The sequence below is a fragment of the Chryseobacterium geocarposphaerae genome (assembly GCF_002797535.1).
Classification (GTDB): domain Bacteria; phylum Bacteroidota; class Bacteroidia; order Flavobacteriales; family Weeksellaceae; genus Chryseobacterium; species Chryseobacterium geocarposphaerae.
Window position 1 is genome coordinate 370,592 of sequence record NZ_PGFD01000003.1, and the last position, 14,017, is coordinate 384,608.

10 protein-coding genes are annotated in these 14,017 nt (G+C 34.8%); 8 read left to right on the plus strand and 2 right to left on the minus strand.

Annotation, left to right across the window (positions count from 1 at the left end; genetic code table 11):
* Nucleotides 1-137: 137 nt before the first annotated feature.
* Nucleotides 138-1,802 carry an alpha-glucan family phosphorylase gene (gene glgP, locus CLV73_RS17720; RefSeq protein ID WP_100378198.1) on the plus strand — a complete coding sequence of 555 codons (1,665 nt, stop codon included), beginning with the start codon at nucleotides 138-140 and terminating at the stop codon, nucleotides 1,800-1,802.
* A gap of 65 nt (nucleotides 1,803-1,867) precedes the next feature.
* On the opposite strand, the gene CLV73_RS17725 is transcribed toward glgP, so the two are convergent.
* Together CLV73_RS17725 and CLV73_RS17730 are read right to left on the minus strand one after the other, a co-directional pair.
* Nucleotides 1,868-2,050, minus strand: a complete 183-nt coding sequence (locus tag CLV73_RS17725) for a DUF6496 domain-containing protein (protein WP_100378199.1) — start codon at nucleotides 2,048-2,050, stop codon at nucleotides 1,868-1,870.
* Nucleotides 2,051-2,061: 11 nt separating this feature from the next.
* On the minus strand, nucleotides 2,062-2,535 hold the full coding sequence (locus CLV73_RS17730) for a hypothetical protein (protein WP_100378200.1): 474 nt from the start codon (nucleotides 2,533-2,535) through the stop codon (nucleotides 2,062-2,064).
* 118 nt (nucleotides 2,536-2,653) lie between these two features.
* On the opposite strand from CLV73_RS17730, the gene CLV73_RS17735 reads away from it, so the two are divergent.
* The 7 genes from CLV73_RS17735 to recG all read left to right on the plus strand — a co-directional run bounded on the left by CLV73_RS17735 (nucleotide 2,654) and on the right by recG (nucleotide 13,673).
* Nucleotides 2,654-4,783: a S9 family peptidase gene (locus CLV73_RS17735; RefSeq protein ID WP_100378250.1), complete on the plus strand. Its 2,130-nt coding sequence runs from the start codon at nucleotides 2,654-2,656 to the stop codon at nucleotides 4,781-4,783.
* 84 nt (nucleotides 4,784-4,867) lie between these two features.
* On the plus strand, nucleotides 4,868-5,482 hold the full coding sequence (locus tag CLV73_RS17740) for a hypothetical protein (RefSeq protein WP_100378201.1): 615 nt from the start codon (nucleotides 4,868-4,870) through the stop codon (nucleotides 5,480-5,482).
* Between the two features lie 134 nt (nucleotides 5,483-5,616).
* Nucleotides 5,617-7,326: a peptide MFS transporter gene (locus CLV73_RS17745; protein ID WP_100378202.1), complete on the plus strand. Its 1,710-nt coding sequence runs from the start codon at nucleotides 5,617-5,619 to the stop codon at nucleotides 7,324-7,326.
* Nucleotides 7,327-7,460: 134 nt separating this feature from the next.
* Entirely contained in the window at nucleotides 7,461-9,215 is a 1,755-nt protein-coding gene (locus CLV73_RS17750) for a peptide MFS transporter (RefSeq protein ID WP_100378203.1), read from the plus strand.
* A 147-nt stretch (nucleotides 9,216-9,362) separates the two neighbouring features.
* Nucleotides 9,363-10,874 carry a peptide MFS transporter gene (locus CLV73_RS17755; protein ID WP_100378204.1) on the plus strand — a complete coding sequence of 504 codons (1,512 nt, stop codon included), beginning with the start codon at nucleotides 9,363-9,365 and terminating at the stop codon, nucleotides 10,872-10,874.
* 39 nt (nucleotides 10,875-10,913) lie between these two features.
* Nucleotides 10,914-11,447: a thioredoxin family protein gene (locus CLV73_RS17760; RefSeq protein WP_100378205.1), complete on the plus strand. Its 534-nt coding sequence runs from the start codon at nucleotides 10,914-10,916 to the stop codon at nucleotides 11,445-11,447.
* Nucleotides 11,448-11,588: 141 nt separating this feature from the next.
* Nucleotides 11,589-13,673 carry an ATP-dependent DNA helicase RecG gene (recG, locus tag CLV73_RS17765; RefSeq protein WP_100378206.1) on the plus strand — a complete coding sequence of 695 codons (2,085 nt, stop codon included), beginning with the start codon at nucleotides 11,589-11,591 and terminating at the stop codon, nucleotides 13,671-13,673.
* Nucleotides 13,674-14,017 lie beyond the last annotated feature (344 nt).

Below are 14,017 nucleotides of genomic sequence, written 5' to 3' on the forward strand. Positions count from 1 at the left end.
TTATCAAAAATTTACACTTAAAGATAAGCAAAAAAACAATTCAAAAACTGCTTTTTAAAATAATTTCTCTTATAATTAATATATAGTTTACTTTCATAATTAATACCTTTGCCCCTTCAATTATAAAACTGTGATTTATGGATTTTAAAAATTTTAAAATACCCTACAGCGTCAATTCCCAATATTCTAAAAAAGTTGCCTATTTTTCAATGGAATTTGCCATTGAGCAGGTATTAAAAATATATTCAGGAGGTCTCGGATTTTTAGCAGGTTCTCACATGAGAAGTGCCTACAATTTGAAACAGGATCTTATAGGAATCGGTATCCTTTGGAAATTTGGTTACTATGATCAGGCAAGAAATCATGATCAGACGTTACAACCGACATGGACAAGAAAAATGTACAGCTTTCTTGAAGATACCGGAATAAAATTTCAAATTGAAATACACAGTGCTCCGGTTTGGGTAAAAGTCTGGTATCTGGATCCGGAAATTTTCAATACGGCTCCTATGTTTTTCTTGTCAACAGATGTTCCGGAGAACGATCATATTTCAAAAACAATTTGTCATAAACTCTATGATGCCAATGAATCGACAAAATTGGCTCAATACATTTTGCTCGGTAAAGGAGGGGCAAGATTGCTGGACGAAATGAATATCGAAAGAGATATTTATCACCTCAACGAAGCTCATGGGCTTCCTGCCGCATTTCATTTGCTGAAAAAATATAATGGGGATTTAAGTAAAGTAAAAGAGAAATTAGTTTTCACCACTCATACTCCGGAAGAAGCAGGAAATGAAAAGCACAATCTGAAATTATGTTACGATATGTCATATTTTTCAGGCTTGAGTATGGAAGAAGTGAAAAAGATCGAAGGTTCTGATGATGACCGTTTCAACCATTCACTCTGTGCTTTGAAAATGGCAAAAATTGCCAATGGTGTTTCACAGCTTCATGGTGTCGTTTCAAGAGCCATGTGGAGCAAATATCCCGGAATTTGCGGAATTACATCCATTACCAATGCTCAGGAATTCAAATATTGGGCAGATAAACCGCTTTACAATTCAAAAGATGAAAATGATGAGACTGTTTTCGATTACAGGAAAAAACACCTGAAGAAAAGATTATTCAAAATCGTAGCAGATCAAACAGGAAATTTATTCAATCCCAATATATTCACTATTGTCTGGGCTAGAAGATTTGCGGGGTACAAACGTGCCGATTTGTTATTGCATGACAAAGAAAGATTGTACAGACTATTGAATCACCCTAAATATCCAATTCAGATTATTTGGGCAGGAAAGCCTTATCCTATGGATTACTCTGCAATTTCTACCTTTAATTCATTGGTTGAAGAGAGTAAAAACCACAAAAATATGGCTGTACTTACAGGATACGAACTTTCATTAAGCAAATCTTTAAAACAAGGCTCAGATCTTTGGCTAAACAATCCAAGAGTTCCGAGAGAAGCTTCAGGAACTTCGGGAATGACCGCGGCAATGAACGGTTCCGTTAACTTATCTACAGACGATGGATGGATTCCTGAATTTGCAAAACATGGCGAAAATTCATTTGTCGTTCCTAAAGCAGATTACCAAAATATGAGTGTTTACGAACAGGATACTTATGATTTGAACAAATTATACGAAATTCTGGAAAACGAAATCCTTCCTACTTATTATGAAAAGCCTAATACGTGGAGAAAGATCCAGCACAATGCGATGAATGATGTGAAGGACCGATTCAACAGCGATAGAATGGCAGATGAATATTATAAAGTTTTATATAATTACGAAGGTTGATTCTCCTTCATTAAAAAATAAAAATCGGTTTGATATTCTCAAACCGATTTTTATTTAGGTTAATCTTATTTCTTTTTTGAAGGCACTTTTAAACCTTTTTCTCTCGCTTCAGAAATACCTATGGCTACAGCCTGTTTTCTGCTTGTCACTTTTTTTCCGGAAGAAGATTTCAGTTTTCCTTCCTTAAATTCGTGCATTACCTTTCCTACTTTGTCCTGAGCTTTTTCTGAATATTTTGTCTTGCTCATGATTTTTCTTTTTAAGATTTAGGCAGGGCTACCCCTATTTCATAAACGCGTGCATGCTTCAAATACTTTGAACGCTCCCGTGAAGTTACCGATTCAAAATGATTATTTTTAAGCACTACAATCGGATCTTCCGTATTTTCAATTTCAAAATTAGCTAAATATCTTTCGTCCGGAGGGGACTGTAATAGTTTTGCTTTGATTTTCTGCAGTTCATCTGCATATTTTCTGAATCCCGGATCTGATGAATGGATAAATTTATATTCATCACCCGCATCTACATAATAATGAAGCTTTTTCTCAATCAAATTGGCCTCATTACAAATATCGGGATTGTCATTTCCATCTTTAAAACCTACTTCCACCAATGTCCCTCCCTTTTTCTGTGCACATTGTTCAGCATCATCATAACTGGAAAATCCCGTATATATGATTTGATCATCCAAGACATATCGGTTCAGTTTCTGGTTAAATGCATTCGTTTCCATAATTATTATTGATTTGATTATATATTGATTATATTCAATTTTGTTGCCAAAACCCTTGTTTAATTTGCTTTTTTCAGCATTTATAAAATTATTATATTTGAAATCTTTAAAATTGGAAATGAAAAAATTCTTATTAACGCTTACAGTGGCGGCTGCATTTCAAAGCTTAACTGCACAGGAAATTACTTTAGATAAAATATATTCAGGATATTACCGAGGAAAGGGCATTGCCGGGATCACGTCTATGAAAAACGGTGAAAATTATCTGGTGATCGAACAAGGCGGAATCGCTAAATACTCTTATAAAACTTCTCAAAAAGAAGGAAACATTGTAGACGGAAATTTTGAAAGCTATGAGTTTTCAGAAGATGAGTCTAAAATTTTATTATTAAAAGAAAGTCAGCCGATCTACAGACATTCATTCTTAGGAACGTTTGATGTAAAAGATTTAAAATCAGGAAAAACAATTTCCCTAAACAACGGAAAGCCGGTTCAGGAGCCAAGGTTTTCTCCGGATGCGACAAAAGTAGCTTTCATTGTTGATAATAATATTTTTTATCAGGATTTAAATTCGGGAAAAATCACTCAGGTTACAGAACACGGCGTTAAAAATAAAATCCTGAATGGTCTTGCAGACTGGGTATATGAAGAAGAATTCGGACATGCGAGATTATATGAGTGGACTAAGAACTCGAACGCAATAGTTTTTGTAAAATCTGATGAAAGCCAGGTTCCGGAAATTTATATTCCGATTTATGGAAAAACACTGTACCCAAGCGAAATGCGCTATAAATATCCGAAAGCAGGAGAAAAAAATTCTGTAGTTTCCGCTCACATTTACCTTTTAGACGGTGGTAAAAAATCAAAAATCAATCTTGACAATTTTAAGAATTATTATATTCCAAATGTTATTCAGACGGCAAAACCGGACGAAATTGTATTGATCACTTCTGAAAGAACACAAAATGCTTCAGATATTTTAAAGGTAAATACAAAAACGGGAGAAGTGAAAAAACTTTTCACAGAGACCGATGAGAAATGGATTGATACAGATAATGTAACGCTAGAGTTCCTAGACGATAACAGTTTCCTTTGGGGATCCGAAAGAGACGGAAACCGTCATTTGTATTGGTACGACCAAGACGGAAAACTGAAAAAACAGATCACAAAAGGAAATTGGGAAGTTACCGATTATTACGGCTATAACCCAAAATCTAAAGAAATCTACATCCAGACTACGGAGAAAGGGAGCATCAACAAAGTGGTTTCTAAAGTCAATATTGAAAACGGGAAAAGCCAGCTGATCTCAAATGCAGCAGGAAATAACTCTGCAAACTTCAGTAAAAACTACAATTACTTCATTGAAACTTCTTCTACCGCTGCAAAACCTTACACATTCGTTCTTAAAGACGGAAGTGGTAAAGTGGTAAAAGAGCTTCAGAATAATGATGCTCAGCTGCAAAAACTAAAGACCGATAATTTTGTTGAAAAGGAATTCATCACCATTCCAAATGAAGCAGGAGATCAGATGAATGCATGGATCATTAAACCTAAAAACTTTGATAAAAACAAGAAATACCCATTATTCATGTTCCAATATTCAGGACCGGGCTCTCAGCAGGTTTCAAATTCCTGGGATAACGGAAACGGAATCTGGTTTGAAATGTTAGCGCAAAAAGGCTATATCATAGCTTGTGTTGATGGACGTGGAACAGGCTACAAAGGTGCTAAATTCAAGAAAGTAACGTACATGAATTTAGGTAAATATGAAATTGAAGACCAGATTGCTGCTGCAAAATGGTTTGGAAACCAATCCTATATTGATAAATCAAGAATCGGAATCTTCGGCTGGAGCTTTGGTGGATATATGGCAAGTTTGGCAATGACTAAAGGAGCAGATGTTTTCAAAATAGGAATTGCAGTGGCACCTGTAACCAACTGGAGATACTATGATTCTGTGTATACCGAAAGATTTCTAAGAACACCACAGGAAAATCCTGATGGATACGACAAAAATTCTCCTACTGAATATGCGAATTTATTAAAAGGAAAATTCTTATTAATCCACGGAACTGCCGATGATAATGTACATTTCCAAAATTCTATGGAGTTCTCGGAGGCTTTAATTCAAAATAAAAAACAGTTTGAATTCATGGCTTACCCTGATAAAAACCACGGAATTTACGGCGGACAGACAAGACCGCAATTATATCAAAAAATGACCGATTTTATTTTAGAAAACCTTTAAAATCATCATTAATAATAACAAAATCCGACTTCAGATGAGTCGGATTTTTTATTTTAAATTTATACTTTTAACTCAACAAAAAAAATGATGCATAAACTATTAATCACTTCTTTCCTACTTTGTTTTCTGCATATTTTCGGACAGAATGAAAACATGGATTTTCTTCTTTATAAAAATGTCCTGGAAAAATCTGATTCCTTATTCACTATTGGAAAAATCTCAGAAATTGATTCTAAAATGGTGATGGATCTTGCTAAGAAATCAGATCACGAATACCCTTTAAAATATTTTGAAAACTCACTGCAGCTTTTTAAAGATTCTAAGTACAATGAGAGTGCTTTTTTGTATTATTTAGGGAAAATGAGAACCACAGATTTCAATAATCACGGTAACGGACATTTTCAACCTTCAACGGATGATAATGTAATTTTAGAAGAAGGACTTTTTATATATATGGCTCTGGACGCAGATAATTTTATGAAGGTTTTAAAAATGGCTAAAGATTTTTACCATACAAATGATTATCTCTACATCAGTAAAAACAAAGGATACCAAAAAGTAAAAAGCCCGGAAATGTATAGCGAACTTATAACTGCAATAGAAAACAATAAGTCCAAAGTCCAACAGGAACTTTCATTACAACGGGATGAAATGAAAAAACATATTCTGGAATACCTGCAATACATTAAATCTAATTAGCTTTTCATTCATTCTTAGTTATCCAACTTTTCAGGAAATCATTTATTAATTTCATTAATCATTTCACGAAATTTTAATTCATTTTATCAATTAAAATTAAAATCCTATTTTTGGAAAATTTGAAATTTGAAAATATGAAGACTAAACATCCTAAAGGGTTGCCTTTCCTCTTCTTTACTGAAATGTGGGAACGTTTCGGGTATTACTTAATTCTCGGAATTTTTGTATTGTATGTTATTGAACCAACTGGCGCAAAAGGAGGACTTGGACTTCCTGACAAAACTGCAGACGATATTTTCGGGACTTATATCGCTTTAACTTACCTAACTCCTTTCATTGGCGGCTTTTTAGCTGACAGAGTCTTAGGCTATATCAAATCGATCTATTTAGGAGGAATTCTAATGGCAGCCGGATATATTGGGATGGGTGTTTTCAAAGATTTGACATTATTTTATTCTTCATTAGCATTAATTATCATCGGAAACGGTTTCTTTAAGCCAACTATTTCTACATTGCTTGGAAATTTATACTCCGAAGAACCTTATAAAGCCAATAAAGACTCCGGATACAATATTTTTTACATGGGAATCAATATCGGAGCGTTTATCTGTAACATTATTGCGGCATTTATGCGGAATAAATTCGGTTGGGGTGAAGCATTTATCACGGCCGGAGTCGGAATGTTGATTGGTATGGTAATTTTTACGATTGGTAGAAAACATTATATCCATGCAGCTCAGATGAAGCCTGTTCAGGAGGGAGATACAAAGCTTTCTGAAATTTTAATTAAAGTTTTTTTACCTGCAATCATTTTTGGAGTTATAGGATGGTGTTACATTCCTTATAATGAATTAATTAATTCTGGTAGTCTTCTTGAAATCTTCACCAGTACTTCAAATATTTTTGGGAGTAATAATACAGACGCTTTCATTTTTGCCTGCATTCCTGTTATTTATTTTTATGCATCTCTTTATTTTAAAGCAAAACCAGAGGAAAAATCATCCATCGGAGCTTTGCTATCTGTTTTCATGATCAGTATGTTCTTCTGGGCAGTTTTCAAACAGAACGGAACGGCTCTGACAAGATGGGCGAATTATTATACAGACAGAAGCGTTCCTGCTTCAATGGAAAAGCCTTTGGAAAGTATTTATATGGTTGATGGAAAAAGCTACGAAGACAAAGAAGTTCCTGTGTATGATGATCAATTTCAGTCACAAAAAGATAAAGATGGAAATACAATAAAAGTACAGGGAAAAGATGTTTATTTTAAAAATATCTCACCTGAAAAACGTGCTGAGTTAGAGAAAAATCCGGAAGCTAAAACTTATTTATACAACACCGAATTATTTCAATCCATCAATCCGTTTTGGGTAATTGTTTTAACTCCTGTTGTCGTAGGATTCTGGGCATTATTAAGAAGAAAAGGAAAAGAGCCTTTAACTCCCACAAAAATAGTTTTAGGACTTTTCATTTCAGGATTATCCTGTTTGGTAATGGTTTTAGCAGTTTGGGCTGGAGATAACGGAGCTATAAAAGTTTCTCCATGGTGGTTAGTTGCAAGTTACGGAGTGATCACAGTCGGAGAACTGTGTCTTTCTCCAATGGGATTATCATTCGTTTCCAAACTTTCCCCTGCAAGAATTACCGCTTTGATGATGGGAGGTTTCTTCCTGGCAAACTCTGTCGGAAACAAACTCTCAGGAATTTTGGCAAGTACATGGTACAACTATGACAATAAAATGAATTATTTCCTGGTAAACTTTGCTTTATTGATATTTGCTACACTTTTAGGGCTTTCCATGCTAAAAAGATTAAACAGAATTATGAAAGAAAAAGGGCATTAATCCTTACTTACAATAAAGAAAATAAAGCTGCAGATTGATTCTGCAGCTTTTTTATTTAAATATAAAATTAAAACCTTGTCGAAAACACAAAAAAAACTATATTTGTCAGTCTTAACAAAAATTAACAATAAAATATGGATAATATTGAAGCATTAAATCCGAAAGCGGATGAATTTGTAGAGAATAAAGGTTCCAGACATCCAAAAGGATTATGGGTTCTTTTTGGAACCGAAATGTGGGAGCGTTTCAATTTTTACGGGATGAGAGCTCTTTTAACGCTCTTCATGGTAAATTCCTTATTGATAAAAGAAGCTGATGCAGCAATCATCTATGGTGGATTTTTAGCTTTGTGTTATCTTACCCCGCTTTTGGGAGGTTTCATTGCTGATAAATATATCGGAAACAGAAACGCAATTCTGATCGGAGGATCCTTAATGGCCATTGGTCAGTTCTTACTTTTCATAAGTGCTTCAACTTTCTCAGGAAGTCTTGATAGTGCAAAATTGTTTATGTGGCTTGCACTTTTCATTATTATTTTCGGTAACGGATTCTTCAAACCGAATATTTCTTCAATGGTGGGAAGTCTTTATCCTAAGCAAGAAAAATCAAAACTGGATTCTGCTTTCACGATTTTCTATATGGGGATTAACATTGGGGCATTTTTAGGTCAGTTTATCTGTCCATACGTAGGAGACGTAAAAGATGCGACAACAGGAGTAAGAGATATTTTTGCTTTCAAATGGGGATTCTTAGCCGCTTCAATTGCTATGGTAATTGGAACAGTAACATTCTTTATCCTTAAAAACAAGTATGTTGTAACACCGGAAGGAAGACCTATCGGAGGACTACCAAAACATAATACAAGTGCAGATTTTGAAGAAGGTGAAACACAGACTGCAAAATTCTCTGGAACAGCGTTGGGAATTACAGGATTTATTTTTGTTGTTCTTTTCTTTGCTTTCAGATATTTACTTGTAGGTGAAATTGGATTCAAAGCGGTAGAAATGGGGCAATTAATCAAAGGAATTATTTATCCTTTCATCTATGCAGCCGGTATTTCTTTAGCATTCCTTATCATGTCTTCTGCTGAAAACAAAGTTGAAAAACAAAGAATCTGGGTAATTTATATTGTGTCATTCTTTATTATTTTCTTCTGGGCAGCTTTCGAGCAGGCAGGATCTTCATTAACGTTTATTGCAGACAACCAAACAGACAGAAATATTTTCGGATGGAATATGCCTCCTTCAATGGTTCAGATTTTCAACGGAATCTTCGTTGTATTATTAGCTGTTCCTTTCAGTTTATGTTGGGATAAATTAAGAGCAAAAGGAAAAGAGCCGGTTTCTCCGATGAAGCAGGCAATTGGTTTGGCTTTGATCGCTTTAAGTTATTTCATCATTGCACACAATGTAAAAGATCTTGGAAACTCAGGATTATTAGCTATCAAATGGTTAATGTTATTATATTTCATCCAGACTTGTGGTGAGCTTTGCTTATCTCCAATCGGATTATCATTGGTAGGAAAATTAGCTCCAAAAAGATTTGCTTCATTATTATATGGTGTATTCTTTATTTCCAATGCCGCTGGTTATGCATTGGCAGGTTCATTGGGAGCATTGATTCCGGCTACGGGTGATAAATTTAAAAAAGCACAGGAAATCGGAGTAAACCTTCAGGATGTTCTAGATAAAAAAGTTACTTTAAATGCTAATCAGGTTGCTGCTTTTGAAAAGGCCCAGTTACCGTTAGAAAACCCGACTTTTGCAGGTTTTGAAATCCACAACTTATTCGAATTCTTTATGGTATTCGTAGTTCTTTGTGGTATTGCTGCTGTAATCCTGGCTTTAATTTCACCAATATTAAAGAAAATGATGCACGGTGTGAACTAATCCGCATCAATAAAATACAACTAAAACCTCTGCTAAGTCAGAGGTTTTTTTTATTTTCGTGTGTTCTTTATCAAAAATTATAATTGTTGGCACATTGTTTCAATAATTCACTGATAAATCTTTAATTAAACTTAATCATATATAATTATGAGCAAAACTCTAGAAGAAATACAAAATTTTGAAGGGAAATACCCTAAGCAAATCTGGAGCCTTTTCTTCTCTGAAATGTGGGAACGTTTCTGTTTCTACGGAATGAGAGGAATGTTGGTTTTCTTTATGATCTCCCAACTCGATTTTCATGAAAAAGAAGCGAATCTTCAATACGGAGCCACACAGGCTTTCGTATATGCTTTTACTTTCGTTGGCGGACTTTTCGCCGATAAAATCCTGGGTTTCAGAAAATCTCTTTTCTGGGGTGGACTCTTAATGATTATAGGAAGTTTAATTCTGGCAGCAGATCCTCATAAATTTTTCTTCCTGGGAATTGCATTTACTGTAGTAGGAACAGGTTTCTTTAAACCTAATATTTCTTCTATGGTCGGGCAGCTTTACAAACCAAATGATTCAAGGGCAGATGCAGGATTTTCACTTTTCTACGCAGGAATTAACCTTGGAGCGTTACTTGGCGGATATTTATGTATTGCCATCGGAAAAGGAGAACTTTTTACCAGCATTATTCCTGAGGAATTAAGATGGCACTTAGCATTCGGATTTGCAGCTGTTGTAATGGTAATAAGTTTGATAAACTTCGTTTTCACTCAAAGAAGCTTAGGAACAATCGGGCTTCAACCGGGGCATCCTGACAATGAAGTAAAATCTGCTCCTATTCCAAAATGGAAAGAATACGGAACGTATGTTTTATCATTAATTTTCATTCCGATCATTTTGAAAATGGTCGAAAAAACAGAATACACGGATTATTTCATGTGGACAGTCGGGCCATTAACTTTGATCTATTTGTTCTATGAAATGACAAAAGTAACGGCTTCTGAACGTAAAAAACTTTGGGCTGCTTTAGTTTTCATTTTATTCTCAATTTTATTCTGGGGAATTTATGAGCAAAGTGGAGGTTCATTAAGCATTTTTGCTGCCAAAAACTTAAACAAAGACCTTCTTGGCTTAGATCCGAATGGAGTAAACAATTCCGGAGGAGCTTTCTTCATTATTTTTCTTGCCCCGCTAATCGGATTACTTTGGATTTGGCTGAATAAAAGAAAGATTGAACCTAATACCATAATTAAATTCGGTTTAGGGTTTGTTTTCTTAGGGTTGGGATATTATATTTTATTTGCCACTAGACTTTTTGCAGATCTTCAGGGAATTACTTCTTTGAATTTCTTCACCATTGCTTTATTAGTGATTACTTTGGGAGAACTTTGCCTCTCTCCTATCGGTTTATCTATTATGACGAAACTTTCCACAAAAAATCTTCAGGGAATGATGATGGGAATGTGGTTTTTGGCTTCAGCTTACGGACAGTATGTTGCAGGAATTATTGGAGCAGGCTTAGCCACTGCAAAAGAAGGTTCTACCAACTATGATGCTTTGATCACTTATACTGATGGATATAAACAATTGGGATTATATGCCGTAATTGCCGGAGTGGTATTAATTTTGATTTCCCCATTCGTGAAAAAATTAATGCAAGATGTAAAATAGAAATAAGTAAATACTTATTTTTACTTTAAATACCAAATTATGAAGAAAATTATAAGTATAATCTGCTTGTTTCTGTTGAGTTTCAACTTTGCACAGGTAAAATGGATCACAATTGAAGAGGCCTTAAAAGCTCAGAAAGAAAATCCTAAAAAAATATTGATCGATTTTTACGCAGAGTGGTGTGGTCCGTGTAAGATCATGGATAAAAAAACCTACGGGCATCAGATTATAGCTGATATTATCAATGAAAATTATTATCCCGTTAAATTTAATGCAGAAGAAAAAAAATCGCTTGAAATTTTTGGCAGAACATTTTCAAATCCGAATACTGAAGTAAAAAAAGGAAGAAATTCTTTGCACGAATTTACCCAATATATGAATGTAGGTGCTGTTCCAAGTACCGTATTTCTGGATGAAAACGGAGGACCAATCACTATTTTGCAAGGTGAATTGTCTGCTAAAGAACTGGAACCTTATTTAGAATTTATTTCAAAGGATATGTTCAAAAAAATCCGATCGCGAGAACAATGGGAAGATTATCAGAAAAAATTTAAATCTAAAATAAAAGATTAATTATGATTTCAAGGTTTAAAGTTTAATCTTAAAAAATATTATAGAGACTTTCAATTTTTTTGGAAGTCTTTTTTATTTTACCGAAATTCGGACCTTTATTTTTCCATTCAAAATCGAAGCACTCATTTCGAAACCTGAAAAATGAATCTTGAAACTTCCATAGAATATGTAAAAGGGATCGGTCCTGAAAAAGCCAAACTCATCAAAAATGTGTTAGGACTTTCAACCGTAGAAGATCTGCTGAACTTCTACCCTCTTCGTTATCTGGATAAAAGTAAAGTTCACAAAATATCCCAGCTTAACAACGTGAATACAGATGTTCAGCTGAAAGGAAAGATTACAAGCATTCAGGAAATACAAGCTGGAAAAACCAAAAGGCTGTCTGCAAAATTTAATGATGATACCGGCTCTATGGATCTGGTCTGGTTTCAGTATTCTAAATGGCTGAAAGAACAGATTCCGGTGAATAAGGAAATTTATATTTTCGGAAAGATCAATGTTTTTAATAATCAATTTTCAATGCCACATCCCGAAATTGAGATTGAAGAAAAAAAAGAAGCAGAGAATCGTTTAAAACCAATTTATCCAAGTTCTGAAAAGCTTACCAAAAGAGGCTTAAATCAGAAATTCTTTCAGACTATTCTAAGAAATATCTGCAAAGGAATTCCCAGTCTGATTGAAGAAAATATGCCTGAATATATGATGAAACATTTTAAGTTTTTGTCAAGACAGCATACGTATCTCAATATTCATTTTCCAAAAGATATAGAACACTTTGAAAAAGCCAATTACAGACTGAAGTTTGAAGAGTCTTTCTTTTTCCAGCTAGGGTACGCCTTAAAGAAACTCCATCATAAAACACAGTCACACGGTAATCCTTTCCCTATTGTAGGAGATTTTTTTACCGGGTTCTATGAAAATAATCTTCCGTTCGAACTTACCGGAGCCCAAAAAAGAGTATTGAAAGAAATTCGTCAGGATATGAAAAAACCGATCCAGATGAACAGGCTTTTGCAGGGTGATGTAGGTTCAGGAAAGACAATGGTTGCTTTATTAACCATGTTGATAGCTATGGATAACGGTTTCCAGAGCTGCATGATGGCTCCTACGGAAATTCTCGCTCAACAGCATTATAATGGTATTAAAGATCTCCTGACCGGAACCGGTATAAACGTCCGTCTTCTGACAGGCTCTACCAAGGCTTCTGAAAGAAAAGTTATTCATGAACAGCTTGAAAACGGAGAACTTTCTATTTTAGTGGGAACTCACGCCGTTTTGGAAGACAAAGTAAAGTTCAAGAATCTGGGATTGGCCATTATTGATGAACAGCACAGATTTGGAGTTGCCCAGCGCGCAAAACTTTGGGCTAAAAATAAAATTCCACCGCACATTCTGGTGATGACCGCCACACCTATTCCCAGAACACTGGCCATGAGCTTTTATTCAGATCTTGATGTGTCCGTAATCGACGAAATGCCGGTTGGAAGAAAACCAATTATCACAGCTCACAGGCGCGAAAAAGACAGAGCTTATGTTTATAATTTCTGCAGGGAGGAAATTCAAAAAGGGCGACAGGTATATTTTGTGTATCCATTAATTGAAGAATCTGAAACTTTAGATTATAAAAATCTAATGGTGGGACTGGAAAATGTAATGGATAATTTTCCAAAGTATAATGTGACCATGCTTCACGGAAAAATGAAACCGGATGAAAAAGACGCTGCCATGAGCTATTTTGCCTCAGGAAAAGCAGAAATCATGGTAGCGACAACAGTAATTGAAGTTGGGGTAAATGTTCCGAACGCATCCGTAATGGTTATTGAAAGCGCTGAAAGGTTTGGTTTATCACAGCTTCATCAATTGCGTGGTCGTGTTGGTCGCGGTGCAGAGCAAAGCTATTGTATTCTGATGACTTCTGATAAATTATCTTCTGACAGCAGAACGCGTATCAAAACCATGACGGAAACCAACGATGGTTTTAAAATCTCTGAAGTCGACATGAAACTTCGTGGGCCGGGAGATATTCTCGGAACCCAGCAAAGTGGTGTGGTAGATTTTAAAAGACTGGATCTGATTGAAGATTCGGCCATCATAAAACTGACCAAAAAAACCGTTGATAAAATTCTTGAGACAGATCCTCTCCTGGCTCGATCTGATAACCAATTGATCAAAAATTATTATTTAAGATATTACCGGGGAAAGAACAAATGGAGTAAAATTTCATAAAAAAAGTCGTGAAAAAAATTTTTCCACGACTTTTAAAAACTGTTATTAAGAAGAAATTGAAAGGCAAAATAAAAAACAAAATGAATTGAGTTTCCAAATATTATTATAAAAACCAACTATTTGAGTTAAGAGAAGATTCTTTTAACTGTTTGAGTTTTCATGATTGTACCGTTTTATTTAAAGATCTTCTACGCTTAAATTGAAAACTGTAACAATTCATTTTGTTTAACTAACGTTTTATTTAAGATTCAAGAGAGATAATAGTAACTTCTCTAGCATTATGCCTTTTATATAGTTTATTTGTGTTATTAATTTCTATTACAAAATTGACATATCCGCAGAAA

Bases quoted from the DNA above. Each gene is read 5' to 3' on its own strand.
- glgP (WP_100378198.1), top strand. From the start codon at position 138: ATGGATTTTAAAAATTTTAAAATACCCTACAGCGTCAATTCCCAATAT.
- CLV73_RS17725 (WP_100378199.1), bottom strand. From the start codon at position 2,050: ATGAGCAAGACAAAATATTCAGAAAAAGCTCAGGACAAAGTAGGAAAG.
- CLV73_RS17730 (WP_100378200.1), bottom strand. From the start codon at position 2,535: ATGGAAACGAATGCATTTAACCAGAAACTGAACCGATATGTCTTGGAT.
- CLV73_RS17735 (WP_100378250.1), top strand. From the start codon at position 2,654: ATGAAAAAATTCTTATTAACGCTTACAGTGGCGGCTGCATTTCAAAGC.
- CLV73_RS17740 (WP_100378201.1), top strand. From the start codon at position 4,868: ATGATGCATAAACTATTAATCACTTCTTTCCTACTTTGTTTTCTGCAT.
- CLV73_RS17745 (WP_100378202.1), top strand. From the start codon at position 5,617: ATGAAGACTAAACATCCTAAAGGGTTGCCTTTCCTCTTCTTTACTGAA.
- CLV73_RS17750 (WP_100378203.1), top strand. From the start codon at position 7,461: ATGGATAATATTGAAGCATTAAATCCGAAAGCGGATGAATTTGTAGAG.
- CLV73_RS17755 (WP_100378204.1), top strand. From the start codon at position 9,363: ATGAGCAAAACTCTAGAAGAAATACAAAATTTTGAAGGGAAATACCCT.
- CLV73_RS17760 (WP_100378205.1), top strand. From the start codon at position 10,914: ATGAAGAAAATTATAAGTATAATCTGCTTGTTTCTGTTGAGTTTCAAC.
- recG (WP_100378206.1), top strand. From the start codon at position 11,589: ATGAATCTTGAAACTTCCATAGAATATGTAAAAGGGATCGGTCCTGAA.